Source organism: Klebsiella sp. P1CD1 (assembly GCF_003790505.1).
GTDB classification, from domain to species: domain Bacteria; phylum Pseudomonadota; class Gammaproteobacteria; order Enterobacterales; family Enterobacteriaceae; genus Klebsiella; species Klebsiella variicola.
This window is the reverse complement of record NZ_CP033631.1, coordinates 4,261,395-4,277,406: the sequence shown is the minus strand read 5'-3', so window position 1 is coordinate 4,277,406 and position 16,012 is coordinate 4,261,395. Positions and strand designations below refer to the sequence as shown.

The following is a 16,012-nucleotide window of genomic DNA, read 5'->3' as shown; positions in this document are numbered from 1 at the left end:
TTACTCTCTATAACACGGCTATTTTAAATATTATTGCCTGCCATTCGCTCTCATGTTAATTAATCTGAAATAATTTGTAATTAAGTTAATTGCAGCCGGATGTAAATTAACGTCATTATTATGCCAGCGCTTTTACAAAACTATAAGTGCTATATCCCACCAGCGTGGCAACAATGATGGCCAGCAGGATGTACAGCACCAGACGGCGTCCTCGGTAGATTCCAAACATATTTAACCTCGTTTAGTTTTGGTTTATTAATATTCTGTAATATTTATCTTGTGAATTAACTTATCACACATTTTGTATTTTGCGAAAAATTTAGGCGGATATTGGATCACATTTTTACCGGCTTTTTAGCCACGTTTTACTTCATTGGCCAGGAATGATTTCAGGCTTTCCGATTCACGGAATTTATAAGGAAAATGTAATTTGACCAAGATGAATAACCCAAAGTTTACGACGCCCTCGGGCGACACCGCGCCACGGCAGGTCTGGCAGCAGACCGTTGACGCAGTGCTGGCGCAGACAAAAAGCCAGGCCGCTGGGTTAAATTCCGCAGACGCCGCCGAGCGCCTGAATACCTTTGGTCCGAATGCCCTGCCGGAAAAGAAGGGTAAACCGGGCTGGCTGCGCTTTCTCGCCCACTTTAACGACGTACTGATTTACGTGCTGCTGGCTGCCGCGGCGCTGACCGCCATTATGGGGCACTGGGTCGATACCCTGGTGATCCTCGGCGTGACGGTGATTAACGCCCTGATCGGTCATATCCAGGAGAGCAACGCCGAAAAATCCCTGCAGGGGATCCGCAACATGCTCTCCAGCGATGCCCGCGTCCAGCGTAACGGCAAACATGAGACTATCCCGACGCGCGACCTGGTTCCAGGGGACATCGTTATCCTGCGCGCCGGCGACCGCGTACCAGCGGATATGCGCCTGATTGAAACCCACAACCTGCGGGTGGAAGAGGCGATCCTCACCGGCGAGTCGACGGTGGTGGATAAAATCACCGACGCGCTGGAGGGCGACCTGCCGCTGGGCGACCGGGTGAACATGGTCTTCTCCGGCACCACCGTCAGCGCTGGCGGCGGCATCGGCGTGGTGACCGCCACCGGCGCGGAGACCGAACTCGGCCATATCAACCAGATGATGGCGGGCATTGAGAAGCACCGTACCCCGCTGCTGGTGCAGATGGATAAGCTCGGCAAAGCGATTTTTGTCATTATCCTCGCCATGATGGTGGCGCTGTTTATCTTTAGCCTCGCGCTGCGGGATATCCCGATGGGCGAGCTGCTGCTGTCGCTGATTAGCCTGGCGGTGGCCGCGGTACCGGAGGGGCTGCCGGCGATCATCTCGATTATTCTGTCGCTGGGCGTGCAGACGATGGCGCGCAAGCGGGCGATTATTCGTAAGCTGCCGACCGTGGAAACTCTCGGCGCCATGACCGTGGTCTGTTCGGATAAAACCGGCACTCTGACGATGAACGAAATGACCGTCAAAGCGATCATCACGGCAGACTGCTGCTACCGGGTGGAAGGCGACAGCTATGAGCCGCAGGGACGGATCTTCCTTGAGGGGAGCGACGAGCCCGTGCAGGTTCAGCCCGGCACCGTGCTGGAGACCTGGCTGCGCACCATCGACCTGTGTAACGACAGCCAGCTTACCCAGGATGAGCGCGGTCTGTGGGGGATCACCGGCGGGCCGACCGAAGGGGCGCTGAAGGTGCTGGCGGCGAAAGCGCAGCTCCCGGCGGTGGAGGCCCGTCTGGTGGCCAAGATCCCCTTTGACTCACAGTACAAATATATGTCGACCCTGCAGCACATTGATGGCGAGGCCCGGGTGCTGATCACCGGTGCGCCGGACGTTATCTTCGCCATGTGCCGCGAGCAGATGAGCCGCCAGGGCGCGGTGCCGTTCGAGGCGCAGTACTGGGAAGAGGAGATAGCGCGCTTCGCCCGTCAGGGACTGCGCATGGTGGCGGCGGCCTGTAAGCCTGCCAGCCTTGATGCCACCACCCTCAACCATGAGGACCTGCAGGAGGGGCTGATTTTCCTCGGCATCGCCGGGATGATGGATCCCCCGCGTCCGGAAGCCATTGACGCCATCCACGCCTGCCAGACCGCCGGGATCCGCGTGAAGATGATCACTGGCGACCACCCGCAGACGGCGATGAGCATCGGCCAGATGCTGGGGATCACCAACAGCAGCCAGGCCATGACCGGCTACCAGCTGGAGCACATGGACGATGCGGCGCTGGCGAAGGCGGCGGTGGAGTACGACATCTTTGCCCGTACCAGCCCGGAGCATAAGCTGCGCCTGGTGAAAGCCCTGCAGGATAACGGCGAAGTGGTCGGCATGACCGGAGACGGCGTCAACGACGCGCCGGCGCTGCGCCAGGCCGACGTGGGTATCGCCATGGGTATCAAAGGTACCGAAGTCACCAAAGAGGCGGCTGACATGGTGTTGACCGATGATAACTTCGCGACCATCGCCAGCTCGGTAAAAGAGGGCCGTCGGGTCTATGACAACCTGAAGAAGACCATCCTCTTCATCATGCCGACCAACCTGGCGCAGGGGCTGCTGATCATCATCGCCCTGCTGGCGGGGAACATTATTCCGCTAACCCCGGTGCTGATCCTGTGGATGAACATGGCGACGTCGGCGACGCTCTCCTTCGGCCTTGCCTTTGAAGCCGCAGAGCGCAACGTGATGAACCGCCCGCCGCGTAAAACCGGCCAGCACGTGATGGATGGCTTCGCCGTGTGGCGAGTGGCTTTTGTCGGGTCTATGATTGCTATTGCCGCCTTTATCCTTGAGGCCTGGCTGGCGCCGCGCGGCCACAGTCCGGAGTTTATCCGCACCGTGCTGCTGCAGATGCTGGTGACGGCGCAGTGGGTCTACATGATCAACTGCCGCAGCAGCGACAGCTTCTCCCTGAGCATGGGTCTGCTGCGCAACAAAGGCATCTGGCTGGTGACCGGTGTCCTGCTGCTGATGCAACTGGTCATTATCTATGTCCCGCTGATGCAGAGCATGTTTGGTACGGAAGCGCTGCCGCTGCGCTACTGGTTTATCACCCTGGTCATCGGCGTCGCCATGTTCCTGGTGGTGGAAGTTGAGAAGCGCCTGACGCGCCGGTTCCGCAAAACGGCTTGATTGATCTCGCGCGCCTCGCTGCAGGCGCGCGTTACTTTCGCAAGGATCCCCCTATGATTAAAACCTTCCGCTTTGCTCTGCTGGCCTGCGGTCTGGCCGGCGGCGCCCTGACGGCGACCGCCGCGCCGGCGGTGCCGGTCCGCGTCGCCACGGTCGAACTGGCGCCTCATGCTGAAGAACGCGCGATCCCCGGGCGGGTCGAGGCGATCCGCGCCGTCGACATTCGCGCGCGCACCGAAGGGGTGATAGTTCAGCGCCACTTCCAGGATGGCCAGTATGTTACCGAGGGCGACCTGCTGTTTACCCTCGACGACGCGCAGCCCCGCGCGGCCCTGGCCCTGGCGCAGGCCGAGCTGAAAAGCGCCGAAGCCTCATTACGTCAGTCGCAGCAACTGCTCACTCGCTACGAGCGGCTCATTAACAACCACTCCATCAGCCGCAACGACGTCGACACGGCCCGGATGCAGCGCGACGTCGCCGCCGCCGCCGTGCAGCAGGCGAAAGCCCGCGTCGAGGCCCAGCAGATTGTGCTCAGCTACACCCGGATTGCGGCGCCGGTGACCGGTCGCGTGGGCCACAGCGCCTTTCACGTCGGGACGCTGATTAACCCATCCAGCGGCGTGCTGGTGGACATCGTGCAGCTGGATCCGGTGCGGGTGTCGTTCGCTCTCGACGAAGCCGCATTTTTCAGCAAATCCGGCCAGCATGCCGACATCCACGCCCTGAAGCAGGCGTGGCTGGCGCAGATTGACGTGGATGGCAAACGGCGCGATGGGGTGTTGACCTCCATCGATAACCGGATTGACGCCCGCACCGGCAGCGTGGCGGTGCGGGCGGAGTTCGCCAATCCGCAGCACCGTCTGCTGCCGGGCGGCAGCGTAACAATCCTGTTCCGTCCGCAGGAGCTGCAGTCACGGGTGATGATCCCGGCCGCCGCCGTGCAGCAGGATCCGCAAGGCTTTTTCAGCTGGGTGCTGAAGCCGGACCACACCGCCGGGCAGCGTCGTCTGACCCTCGCGGGGCAGCAGGGGCAGCAGTTTGCGGTTGAGAAAGGGCTGCAGGCGGGCGAGCAGGTGATCACCGACGGCGCGCAGCGTTTACGCGAAGGCGCCGCGGTACAGGTGCTGAAGTAAGTAAGGAGAAGGGATGCTGACCTTTTTTATCCGTCGTCCGCGATTTGCCATGGTGATCGCGCTGCTGCTGACCTTTGTCGGCGCGGTGTCGCTGAAGCTGATCCCGGTGGAGCAGTACCCGGCGATCACCCCGCCGGTGGTGAACGTCAGCGCCAGCTGGCCGGGCGCCAGCGCGTCAGATGTGGCGGAAGCCATCGCCGCCCCGCTGGAGACCCAGCTCAACGGCGTCGATCATATGCTGTATATGGAGTCCACCAGCTCGGATGAGGGAACGTACCGCCTGAGCATTACCTTCGCGGCGGGCACCGATGCCGACCTGGCGGCGATCGACGTGCAAAACCGGGTGGCGCAGGCGCTGGCGCAGCTCCCGGCGGAGGTGCAGCAGAATGGCGTCCAGGTCCGCAAGCGCGCCAGCAACCTGCTGATGGGGGTGAGCCTCTACTCGCCGCTGGGCACGCTGTCGCCGCTGTTTGTCAGTAACTACGCCAGCACCCAGGTGCGCGAGGCGCTGGCCCGCCTGCCCGGCGTCGGCGAGGTGCAGATGTTTGGCGCCCGGGATTACAGTATGCGCATCTGGCTGCGTCCGGACCGCATGAATGCGCTCAACATCACCACGGATGACGTTGCCCAGGCGCTGCGCGAGCAGAATGTGCAGGGCGCGGCGGGGCAGGTGGGCACCCCGCCAGTATTCAACGGCCAGCAGCAGACGCTGACCATCAACGGGCTGGGGCGTCTGAACGAGGCGGCCAGCTTTGGCGAGATTATCCTCCGCCGCGGCGCGCAGGGGCAGCTGGTTCGCCTCGCTGACGTGGCGACCATTGAGCTGGGTGCCCGCAGCTACAGCTCCGGCGCGCAGCTGAACGGTAAAGCGTCGGCCTATCTGGGGATCTACCCGACGCCCACCGCCAATGCCCTGCAGGTCGCCAGCGCAGTGCGTGCGGAGCTTAACCGCCTGCACACTCGCTTTCCGGCGGATCTCACCTGGGAGGTGAAGTTCGATACCACTCGCTTTGTGGCGGCGACGATCAAAGAGATCGGCGTCTCGCTGGCGCTGACCCTGCTGGCAGTGGTCGTGGTGGTGTCGCTGTTCCTGCAGAGCTGGCGAGCGACGCTGATCGTAGTGCTGGCGATCCCGGTGTCACTGATCGGCACCTTTGCGGTGCTCTATCTCCTGGGCTACAGCGCCAACACCCTCAGCCTGTTCGCGATCATTCTCGCCCTGACGATGGTGGTGGATGACGCCATTGTGGTGGTGGAGAATGTGGAAACCAAAATGGCGGAAGGGCTGGATCGCCTGCAGGCCACCGCCCAGGCGCTGCAGCAGATCGCCGGGCCGGTGATCGCCACGACCCTGGTGCTGCTGGCGGTATTTGTGCCGGTGGCGCTGCTCCCGGGGATCGTCGGCGAGCTGTACCGGCAGTTTGCCGTGACGCTCTCCACCGCGGTGGCCCTGTCGAGCCTGGTGGCGCTAACCCTGACGCCGGCTCTCTGCGCACTGCTGCTGCGCCCGCGTCCTGCCCGGCCAGCGGCGGTGTGGCGGGTGTTTAACCGTCTTCTCGACGGCACCCGCGACGGCTATGGCCGGCTGGTGGGCTGGATGAACCGCCGTCCCTGGCTGGCGCTGGCGGCGACGGTGGCGGCAGGCGCGCTGGTGGCGTTCAGCTTCACCTCGATGCCGAAAGGCTTCCTGCCGCAGGAAGATCAGGGTTACCTGTTTGCCAGCGTGCAGCTGCCGGAGGCGGCGTCGCTGGAGCGTACCGAAGCGGTGATGGCCCAGGCGCGCAATCTGCTGATGGCTAACCCGGCGGTGGAGGATGTGATTCAGGTGTCCGGCTTCAACATTCTCAACGGCACCAGCGCCTCTAACGGCGGGTTTATCTCGGTGATGCTCAAGGACTGGCACCAGCGGCCGCCGCTGGATGCGGTGATGGCAGATATTCAGCGCCAGCTGCTGTCGCTACCCGAGGCGACGATCATGACCTTCGCGCCGCCGACCCTGCCGGGCCTGGGCAATGCCTCGGGGTTTGATCTGCGCATCCTGGCGCAGGCCGGTCAGTCGTCGGCGGAGCTGGAGCAGGTGACGCGGCAGATCCTCCAGCTGGCGAACCAGCATCCTCAACTGAGCCGGGTGTTTACCACCTGGAGCAGCAACGTGCCGCAGCTGACCCTGACGGTCGACCGCGATCGGGCGGCGCTGCTGGATGTGCCGGTGGCGCAGATTTTCAGCAGCCTGCAGACGGCGTTCGGCGGCACGCGCGCCGGCGATTTCAGCCGTAACAATCGTGTCTATCATGTGGTGATGCAAAATGAGATGCAGTGGCGCGAGCGGGCAGAGCAGATTAGCGAGCTGTACGTCCGCAGCCGCGACGGCGAGCGGGTGCGGCTGAGCAATCTGGTCACCATTACGCCGACGGTGGGGGCGCCGTTTATTCAGCAGTACAATCAGTTCCCGTCCGTTTCAGTGAGCGGTTCAGCGGCCGAGGGGGTCAGCAGCCGCACGGCGATGGCGGCCATGGAGCAGATTTTGCAGGCCCATCTGCCGCCGGGATATGACTATGCCTGGAGCGGGATCTCCTGGCAGGAGCAGCAGACCGGCAATCAGGCAGTGTGGATCGTGCTGGCGGCGGTGGCGATGGCGTGGCTGTTCCTGGTGGCGCAGTATGAGAGCTGGACGCTGCCGGCGAGCGTCATGCTCTCGGTGCTGTTCGCCATCGGCGGAGCGCTGCTCTGGCTGTGGACCGCGGGCTATGCCAACGATGTGTATGTTCAGATAGGGCTGGTGCTGCTGATTGCCCTGGCGGCGAAGAATGCGATTCTGATTGTTGAATTCGCCCGCAGCCGGCGCGAGGAGGGGCTGTCGATAGTTGACGCCGCGCGCGAGGGGGCCACCCGCCGCTTCCGCGCGGTGATGATGACCGCGGTGTCGTTTATTATCGGCATCATGCCGATGATGCTCGCCACCGGCGCCGGGGCGCAGAGCCGGCGGATCATCGGCACCACGGTATTCAGCGGGATGCTGGTGGCGACGATGATTGGCATCCTGTTTATCCCGTCGCTGTATGTGCTGTTTCAGCGTATGCGTGAGTGGGCGCATCGGCGGGGGTAAGCGTTGCGCCACAGCGTCTGCCTGTCGATCCCCTCTCCCTGTGGGAGAGGGTTAGGGTGAGGGGGATTTTCCGTTCACGTCGCGTTTGGCCTTATCTGCCGGAGCAACAGCGTCTGCCGGGCGGTCCCCTCTCCCTGTGGGAGAGGGTTAGGGTGAGGGTGGGTTTTGCGTTCACGTTGCGTTTGGCCTTATCTGCCGTAGCAACAGCGTCTGCCGGGCGGTCCCCTCTCCCTGTGGGAGAGGGTTAGGGTGAGGGGGAATTTTCCGTTCACGTTGCGTTTGGCAGAAAAGGGTAGTCCTTCGCTGGTGAACGGGTAAAGGGGGAGAAAACCGTCTCCCCCTTTACAATCCCCCCGGCCCCGCAGAGAAATCGGTGCTGCGCACTACGCTCACCTCCCGGTCGTCCGCCTGCGGTCGGCTCAACTCGACGTCGTGTCTCGAATCGCCTCTGGCCGCCCTCCGTGGCGGCCAGCCCTTGTCTGCCGACCTCCGGTTCGCCGATTTCAGCGGGAATCGGCCCCGCTGCACGCCCGTAGTTTTCAGAGGCCAAACCATAGCGATCAGAATATATCCGTTAAAAATTGTATGTGCCTTTCTCCGTGGCCCCGCTGTGTATACCGGGGCTGCAACGACTGCCGGGCGGTCCCCCCTCCCTGTGGGAGAGGGTTAGGGTGAGGGGGAATTTTCCGTTCACGTTGCGTTTGGCAGAAAAGGGTAGTCCTTCGCTGGTGAACGGGTAAGGACGGCGGGCACGGCGCCGCTTTTGTGCCGGGCGCCCGCTACTTCCTCTCCACCGTTATCATGGTCACGAACGGATGATACTGCCACGGCACGCTGCCGCCTTTGCGGTACATCTTCGACAGGGTGCCGTCGAGATAGAGCATCTGCCGCACCCCGAGCTTTGACTGCGCATAGCAGGCAAAATCATAGAAGTTGGTCTCGCGATCGCTGAGCATAAACACCACCCGGCCCTGCTTATCGATACCCACCCCGTTACGCAGCTTGCGCGAACTGGCGGAGGGCTTCAGCCGCCAGTTGATGACGCCATTCTCAATCAGCATCGGGCCGGACTGCACCGCATAGCGGATGGCGGGAGAGGGCTTGTATGCCGGCAGCGGCACGATTTTCGCCCGGCCGTTCGCCACCAGGAACACGCCGCCGGGGCGGATAAAGAAGTTCCCGCCGCCGGCGGAACGGTTTACCGGCGTCAGCCGTTTGCCGTCTTCGATATACAGCCCCAGCGGCGCGTAGGCTTTATCGTAAATGCCGCCGTTCATCGCCATCTGCACCCGGCCATCGCCATCAATACCCGCCAGCAGCGAACGCAGGGAACCCCAGGCTTTGCCGTGCCGATCCTGCCAGTACATCGCAATGCGCTCGTTCTGCGCATCCACCCGATAGCTCTGCAGGGTCAGCGTCGGGTCGGTGAGGGTACAGGCGGCGCTGGCGACGGCGGCCAGGGGCAGCAGCGCCAGGGGGAGCAGGCAACGTAATAACATGGGCAGTCCTTTCTATGGTCTGCGCCGAGTATACCCGCCTCGCTGCCTTATGCCGCCCAAATCTCACAGTGTTTTTGCACCAGGCCGGAAAGCGAACCGCCGTTGGCGATAAAGTCGCGCATCTGCTGCGCTTCGCTGTGCGGCGATTTCGCCTGGCGGACCACCGCTTCCAGCGCCGCCGTCGCCTTCAACTGATGGGCGAAGGGAGCCAGCCGGTCGGCGAGCTGCAGGATCTCCTGGCGGATGCTGCGCTGCTCTCCGCTGCGCACGTCGGTGAGGGTCCCGTCCAGCCCATAGCGGCACGCCTGATAGCGGTTAAAGGGGTACAGCAGATAATCATCAGGCTGGTGCTTAAAAGGGCGCTCCGTCAACAGCCAGCAGGCCAGAGTCTGTATAAAGCCGGCGATATGGATCGCCTGGGCGAGGGTCAGGGGAGTGTCCATCACCCGCACCTCGACGGTCCCAAACTGCGGGCTGGGGCGAATATCCCAGTGCAGATCCTTCATGCTGTCGATCATGCTGGTGTAGCTCAGCTGGCGGAACAGGCGACGAAACCCCTGCCAGTCTGCCACCCACGGCATCGGACCGTTGTCGGGATAGGAGGAGAAGCGGTTCAGGCGTGAACAGGCGAAACGGCTGTCGGTACTGTCAAACCACGGCGAGGCGGCATTAAGGGCGATGAAGTGCGGTACAAAGCGCGACAGGCCGTGCAGCAGATAGAGGGCGTCGTCGCCGCTCTGGCAGCCGACGTGCACATGCTGGCCAAAGACCGTGGCCTGCTGCGCCAGATAGCCAAAATGCTCGACGGTTTTAACATAGCGCGGATTGTCGCTGATTTGCTGACGCTGCCAGGCATGAAAGGGGTGCGAACCGCCGCCGCAGATCTGCAGATGATGGCGCAGCGCCGCGCGCTGAACCGCCTGCTGGATGGCGCTGAGCTGGGTTTGGGCATGGCTGATGTCGCGGCACACCCCGGTGGCGATCTCCAGCATGCTCTCGGTGATGTCATGTTTGGCTTCTCCCACGGTCAACTGATGCTGGACGTCGGCAATCAGCGTCGAGGCATCCTGGCTGAGGTCGTAACCCGGCGGGTTCACCACCTGCAGCTCCAGTTCGATACCGAGGGTAAAAGGATCGGAGCGGTGAAAATCGGCTAAAGGCATAGTCTCTCCCGGTCGATGTGTTCCCTGAAGTATAGAAGGGATTGATCCCGACGGAGAATACGCGGCGGCGGAGGACGGGGATGAATGAAAAGTGACGCAGAGTGATTATTTGAAATTTGCCATATAGCGGCTGGTGCAATTCTGCAACATATTTCCCGCTGGCGGTGCGGCGGAATAAGGCGCAATTATTTTCCCATAATTATCATGGTGATAATATAAGCCCTTCTTATTTTACCGGTCGGTTTTGGCCTATTTTCGTCCGCGTAAGAGCTGGTACGCATTTTGCCTGTTAATCCGTGACACTTTATTTAACAGGGATCATGTGATGCACAAAAAGACGTTATTTTCGCGTGCCGGTCGTCTCGCCGTGGCGGTGAGCGGCGCACTGGCCCTGGCGGGCGCCGCCTTACCTGCCAACGCCTCCACGCTGCGGATCGCCATGACCGCCGCGGATATTCCGTTAACCCTTGGCCAGCCGGATCAAGGCTATGAGGGCAACCGCTTTACCGGCATCCCGCTGTACGACGCGCTGGTGGAGTGGGATCTGTCGCAAGGTGAAAAGCCCAGCGGTCTGGTGCCGGGGCTGGCGACCGAGTGGCACATCGATCCGCAGAACACCAGCCGCTGGATTTTCACCTTGCGTCCGGGCGTCAGGTTCCATGACGGGACGGAGGTGAACGCCGACGCCATCGTCTGGAACGTGGATAAGGTGCTGAATAAAGCAGCGCCGCAGTACGCCCCGGGGCAGATCGGCAACACCCTGTCGCGCATGCCGACCCTCACCGGCGCAGAGAAAATTGACGACCACACTGTGGCGCTGACCACCTCGGAACCGGACGCGCTGCTGCCGTACAACATCACCAACCTGTTTATCGTCTCGCCGACGGCGTGGCAGAAGCAGTATGACGCGGTGCCGGCCAGCGCGGGAGATAGCGCCGCGCGCAGCAAACAGGCGTGGACCGCCTTCGCCGCCCACGCGGTGGGTAGCGGCCCGTTCAAACTGGAGAAGCTGGTGCCGCGTCAGCAGCTGATCCTCGATAAAAACCCCGACTACTGGAACAAAGATCGCATTCCCCGGGTGGATAAAGTGGTGCTGATCCCCTTGCCGGAGGCCAACGCCCGTACCGCGGCGCTGCTGTCGAAGCAGGTGGACTGGATTGAAGCCCCGGCGCCGGACGCCATCGATCAGATCAAGTCTCAGGGTTTTCACCTCTACGCCAATACCCAGCCGCACCTGTGGCCCTGGCAGTTCTCCTTTGAAAAAGGATCGCCGTGGCAGGACATCCGCGTGCGCAAAGCGGCCAACTTGTGTCTGAACCGCGCCGAGCTGAAGAGCTACCTTGGCGGCTACATGACCGAGGCCACCGGGGTTTATGAGGCTGACAGCCCGTGGCATGGCAAACCCACTTTCCAGATCAAATATGACCCGGATACCGCCCGCCAGCTAATGACCGAGGCCGGATACAGCGCCAGCAAACCGCTGCACGTCACGGTGGCCACCTCGGCCTCCGGCTCCGGGCAGATGCAGCCCTTGCCGATGAACGAGTATATCCAGCAGAGCCTGAAGAGCTGCTTCTTCAATGTGGATATCAAAGTGGTGGAATGGAACACCCTGTTTACCAACTGGCGCCTGGGCGCCCGGGACCCGTCGGCGAAAGGGATCGATGCGATCAACGTCAGCGCCGCGGTTAACGATCCTTACTTTGGCCTGATCCGCTTCTCGACCGCCAAAGCGTTTCCGCCGGTGGCGACCAACTGGGGTTACTTCTCCACTCCGGAGACGGAGAAGCTGGCCGCCGCCGTCAAGCACGCCTTTACCCCGGCGGAGATGAACCAAGCGGCCGGTGAGCTGCACGCCGCGCTGGTGGATCAGGTGCCATTCCTGTTTGTCGCCCACGACGTCGGGCCGCGTGCGATTTCCCCTGCGGTGACCGGGGTGGTGCAACCGCAGAGCTGGTTTATCGACCTCAGCCTGGTGAGCAAAAAAGAGTAATCGCGAAAGGGGCGACCGATGATCAATACGCTGCTATACCGCATTCTGCTGGCTATCCCCACCATGCTTGGGGTCGCGGTGATCTGTTTCATGCTGGTGCAGATCGCCCCGGGCGACCCGCTGGTGTCGGTGATGCCGCCGGACGCCTCGGAGGCGCTGCGTCAGACGTTAATGCAGGCTTACGGCTTTGATAAGCCGCTGCCCATGCAGTTTATCCACTGGCTGTGGCGGGCGCTGCACGGCGACCTTGGTATGTCGGTCGCCACCGGCCGCCCGGTGATAGACGAAGTGATGACCGCGGTGGCGTACTCCCTGCGCCTGGCGCTGCTGGCGACGGCGATCGGCTTCGTCCTCGGCAGCCTGTTCGGCTTTGTCGCCGGCTATTTTCGCAACAGCGTCATTGACCGTCTGGCCTCAGTGTTGTCGGTATTTGGCGTCAGCGTGCCGCACTACTGGCTGGGGATGCTGCTGGTGATCCTCTGCAGCGTTAAGTTCGCGCTGCTGCCGGCCACCGGCGGCGGGCCGATAGGCGAGGTGGGCTGGCAATGGGACTGGGCGCACCTGCAGTTCATGCTGCTGCCAGCCCTCACCTTGTCGGTGATCCCCACCGGGATTATCGCCCGCACCGTGCGCTCGCAGGTGGCCGATATCCTCAGCCAGGAGTTTATCGTTGGCCTGCGCGCTCGCGGGCTCAACGAGTCGCGCATCTTTGTCCACGTCATGAAAAATGCCGCGCCCACCGCGCTGGCGGTGATGGGGCTGCAGGTAGGCTATCTGATGGGCGGCTCGATCCTTGTGGAGACCGTTTTCTCCTGGCCGGGAACCGGATTGCTGCTCAATACCGCCATTTTTCAGCGCGACCTGCCCCTGCTGCAGGGCACCATCTGGGTGCTGGCGCTGTTTTTCGTGCTGCTCAACCTGCTGGTGGATATTCTGCAGACCACCCTCGACCCGCGTATTAAGAGGAGCTGACCATGGTGGATACAGCAACGACGAAAGCGGTTCCGGCCGCAGCGGCCCACGCTTCCCGGCAAGGTTACTGGCGCGGGGTATTGCGCCGCCTACTGCGCGACCCCGGCGGGGTGGTGGTGGGCGTGGTGATCCTCCTGCTGCTGGCCCTGGCGCTGTTCGGTCCGTGGCTTATCGTCAAAGATCCTTATCAAACGTCGATGTTCCTGCGCCTGAAACCCATCGGCAGCGACGGCTTCCCGCTGGGCTCGGATGAGCTGGGACGCGACATGCTGTCGCGGCTGATCCTTGGCACCCGACTTTCGCTGTTTATGGGAATTGTCCCGGTGGTGTTCGCCTTTTTTATCGGCGGGGCCATCGGGATTATCGCCGGCTATACGGGCGGCAAAACCAATACCGTGATTATGCGCACCGTGGATGTGTTCTATGCCTTTCCCTCCGTCCTGCTGGCGATTGCGCTGTCGGGAGCGCTGGGGGCGGGCATCGGCAATGCGCTGCTGTCGCTGACCCTCGTGTTTGTCCCGCAGGTGGCGCGGATTGCCGAGAGCGTGACCGCCCAGGTGCGACATATGGACTATATCGACGCCGCCCGGGCCACTGGCGCCAGCGCGTTGACCATTATCCGCGTCCAGGTGTTGGGCAACGTGCTCGGGCCGATCTTCGTCTTCTCCACCGGGCTGATTTCGGTGTGCATGATCCTCGCCTCCGGCCTGTCGTTTCTCGGCCTCGGCGTGCGGCCGCCGGAGCCCGAGTGGGGGCTGATGCTCAATACGCTGCGCACGGCAATCTATACCCAGCCGTGGGTGGCCGCCCTGCCGGGCCTGATGATTTTTATCACCTCCATTTCGTTCAATATCCTCGCGGACCGCCTGCGTGCGGCAATGGCGATTAAGGAGTAAGCGATGCAACCCTTTATCAATATCGACCTTGGCGGGCCGGCGCAGCCGCTGCTGAAGGTCAATCACCTGCTGAAGTACTTTCGCGGCGGCAAAGGCCGGGAGGTGGTGCAGGCGGTGGACGATATCAGCTTCACGGTGATGAAAGGCGAAACCCTGGGGGTGGTCGGCGAGTCGGGCTGCGGCAAATCGACCACTGCCCGGCTGCTGATGCAGTTGCTCACCCAGGACAGCGGCGAACTGATCTTCGACGGACAGGGGGTCGGCTCGTCGCGTCTGCCGCTGAAAGCCTACCGTCGCCAGGTGCAGATGGTCTTTCAGGATAGCTATGCTTCGCTCAATCCGCGCCTGACCATGGAGGAGAGCATCGCCTTCGGCCAGCGCGTCCATGGCGTCAGCACCAGAGAGGCCAGCGAATATGCCCGCTATCTGCTGGCGCACGTTGGCCTTGAGCCGGCGCGCTTTGCCGACCGCTACCCGCATGCGCTCTCCGGCGGCCAGCGGCAGCGGGTGAATATCGCCCGCGCGCTGGCGATGAAGCCGCGGCTGGTGATCCTCGATGAGGCGGTGTCGGCGCTGGATAAATCGGTGGAAGCCCAGGTGCTGCAGCTGCTGCAGGAGCTGAAACGGACTCTCGAGCTGACCTACGTGTTCATCAGCCACGATCTGCACGTGGTACGCTGGCTGTCGGATCGGATCCTCGTCATGTACCTTGGCGAAGTGGTGGAGATTGGCCCGGCGGAGCAGCTGTTTACCGCCTCCGCCCACCCCTATACCCGGGCGCTGTTAAGCTCGATGCCCTCCATGGACCCGGAAAACCGCACCCTGACCTCGCCGCTGAGCGGCGATCCCCCCAGCCCCATCGCGCCTCCGAGCGGCTGCCGCTTTCACACCCGCTGCCCGCATGCGAAGGCGGTCTGCGCCGAGGTGAAACCGCGGCTGGAGGCGGTCGGGGAGGGGCACCAGAGCGCCTGCCTGATGGCGCAGCCGGCCTCGCCCTGGCATCAAAGCATCTCCCTTAAGGAGGTCAGCCATGTCGGATAACGCCTTTGTCCATGTGCGCGACCTGCGGGTCGTCTTTCGCCGCGACGGACAGACCATCAACGCGGTCAATGGAGTCTCCTTTGACGTACAAAAGGGGGAGGTGATGGCGCTGATTGGCGAGTCGGGTTCCGGCAAGAGCGTGACCCTGCGGGCGCTGATGCGCCTGCACCCGCCAGGGAGCAGTGAGCTCTCCGGCACCCTGCAGGTGGGGGACGACGAGGTGCTGACGATGAGCACAAGTCAGCTGCGGCGCTATCGCGGCGGACGCTGCGCGATGATTTTTCAGGAGCCGCTGCTGGCCTTCGATCCGGTCTACACCGTCGGGCAGCAGATTATTGAAGGGCTGCGCCGCCACGAAGGGCTATCGCGCCAGGAGGCCCGGGACAGGGCGCTGGAGGCCCTGCGCCAGGTGCGCATTCCCAGCCCCGAGCGGCGGCTGGATGCTTACCCGCACGAGATGTCCGGCGGGATGCGCCAGCGGGCGATGATCGCCCTTGCGCTCTCCTGTAACCCGCAGCTGCTGCTGGCGGATGAGCCGACCACCGCCCTCGACGCCACGGTGCAAATCCAGATCCTGATCCTGCTGCGCGAGCAGCAAAAGCAGCGCGGGCTGTCGATCGTGTTTGTGACCCACGATATCGGCGCCGCGGTGGAGATCGCCGACCGGGTGGCGGTGATGTACGCCGGGCGGATCGTCGAGGAAGCGTCGATGAGCGAGATCCTGCGCCACCCGCGCCATCCTTATACCCAGGTGCTGCTGGGCAGTCGGCCGAAAGAGGGGCTTAAGAAAGGTGATGCCCTGCACTGCATTCCCGGCGCGCCGCCGGATCTGGCGCGCTTGCCGCCCGGCTGCGCTTTTGCCGAGCGCTGCCCGCACCGTCGCCCGGTCTGTGAGCAGAGTCTGCCGCCGACGGAATCCGTCGCGGAGCGCCACGCGGTGAGTTGCCACCGCTGGCGCGAGCTGGCGATTGACGCTAACGCCCAGGCCCTGGCCGTCTGATCGGCGGCAAAAAACCATACAGGATGAAGACCAGGCGTTGATAGCGCATTCCCAC

Annotated in this window: 10 protein-coding genes; 8 read left to right on the top strand and 2 right to left on the bottom strand. The window is 62.7% G+C overall.

Annotated features, from left to right (window positions below; all coding sequences use genetic code 11):
• Positions 1–430 precede the first annotated feature (430 nt).
• From DTA24_RS21235 to DTA24_RS21225, 3 genes are read left to right on the top strand one after another with little or no spacing between them, the layout of a single operon-like run.
• Positions 431–3,154, top strand: a complete 2,724-nt coding sequence (locus DTA24_RS21235; protein ID WP_164481349.1) for a cation-transporting P-type ATPase — start codon at positions 431–433, stop codon at positions 3,152–3,154.
• Positions 3,155–3,207: 53 nt separating this feature from the next.
• Complete coding sequence (locus tag DTA24_RS21230) at positions 3,208–4,287, top strand: efflux RND transporter periplasmic adaptor subunit (protein WP_012968752.1); 1,080 nt, start codon at positions 3,208–3,210, stop codon at positions 4,285–4,287.
• Between the two features lie 13 nt (positions 4,288–4,300).
• Positions 4,301–7,393: an efflux RND transporter permease subunit gene (locus DTA24_RS21225; RefSeq protein WP_032734927.1), complete on the top strand. Its 3,093-nt coding sequence runs from the start codon at positions 4,301–4,303 to the stop codon at positions 7,391–7,393.
• A 779-nt stretch (positions 7,394–8,172) separates the two neighbouring features.
• Here DTA24_RS21225 and DTA24_RS21220 read toward each other — a convergent pair.
• Together DTA24_RS21220 and DTA24_RS21215 are read right to left on the bottom strand one after the other, a co-directional pair.
• Positions 8,173–8,892: a phosphodiester glycosidase family protein gene (locus DTA24_RS21220; protein WP_048330783.1), complete on the bottom strand. Its 720-nt coding sequence runs from the start codon at positions 8,890–8,892 to the stop codon at positions 8,173–8,175.
• A 47-nt stretch (positions 8,893–8,939) separates the two neighbouring features.
• On the bottom strand, positions 8,940–10,055 hold the full coding sequence (locus DTA24_RS21215; RefSeq protein ID WP_008805544.1) for a YbdK family carboxylate-amine ligase: 1,116 nt from the start codon (positions 10,053–10,055) through the stop codon (positions 8,940–8,942).
• Between the two features lie 325 nt (positions 10,056–10,380).
• On the opposite strand from DTA24_RS21215, the gene DTA24_RS21210 reads away from it, so the two are divergent.
• From DTA24_RS21210 to DTA24_RS21190, 5 genes are read left to right on the top strand one after another with little or no spacing between them, the layout of a single operon-like run.
• A complete protein-coding gene (locus tag DTA24_RS21210) occupies positions 10,381–12,048 on the top strand; it encodes an ABC transporter substrate-binding protein (protein ID WP_023297185.1) in 1,668 nt (555 codons plus the stop codon).
• A gap of 18 nt (positions 12,049–12,066) precedes the next feature.
• Positions 12,067–13,020, top strand: a complete 954-nt coding sequence (locus tag DTA24_RS21205) for an ABC transporter permease (protein WP_012968749.1) — start codon at positions 12,067–12,069, stop codon at positions 13,018–13,020.
• A 2-nt stretch (positions 13,021–13,022) separates the two neighbouring features.
• Positions 13,023–13,916, top strand: coding sequence for an ABC transporter permease (locus DTA24_RS21200; protein ID WP_008805546.1), 894 nt, complete (start codon positions 13,023–13,025; stop codon positions 13,914–13,916).
• A gap of 3 nt (positions 13,917–13,919) precedes the next feature.
• The gene (locus DTA24_RS21195; protein ID WP_023339756.1) at positions 13,920–14,957 is read left to right on the top strand and encodes an ABC transporter ATP-binding protein; all 1,038 of its coding nucleotides are present in this window, start codon (positions 13,920–13,922) and stop codon (positions 14,955–14,957) included.
• Positions 14,947–15,957 carry an ABC transporter ATP-binding protein gene (locus tag DTA24_RS21190; RefSeq protein WP_012968747.1) on the top strand — a complete coding sequence of 337 codons (1,011 nt, stop codon included), beginning with the start codon at positions 14,947–14,949 and terminating at the stop codon, positions 15,955–15,957. Before DTA24_RS21195 ends, DTA24_RS21190 begins: the two co-directional genes overlap by 11 nt.
• Positions 15,958–16,012: the final 55 nt, after the last annotated feature.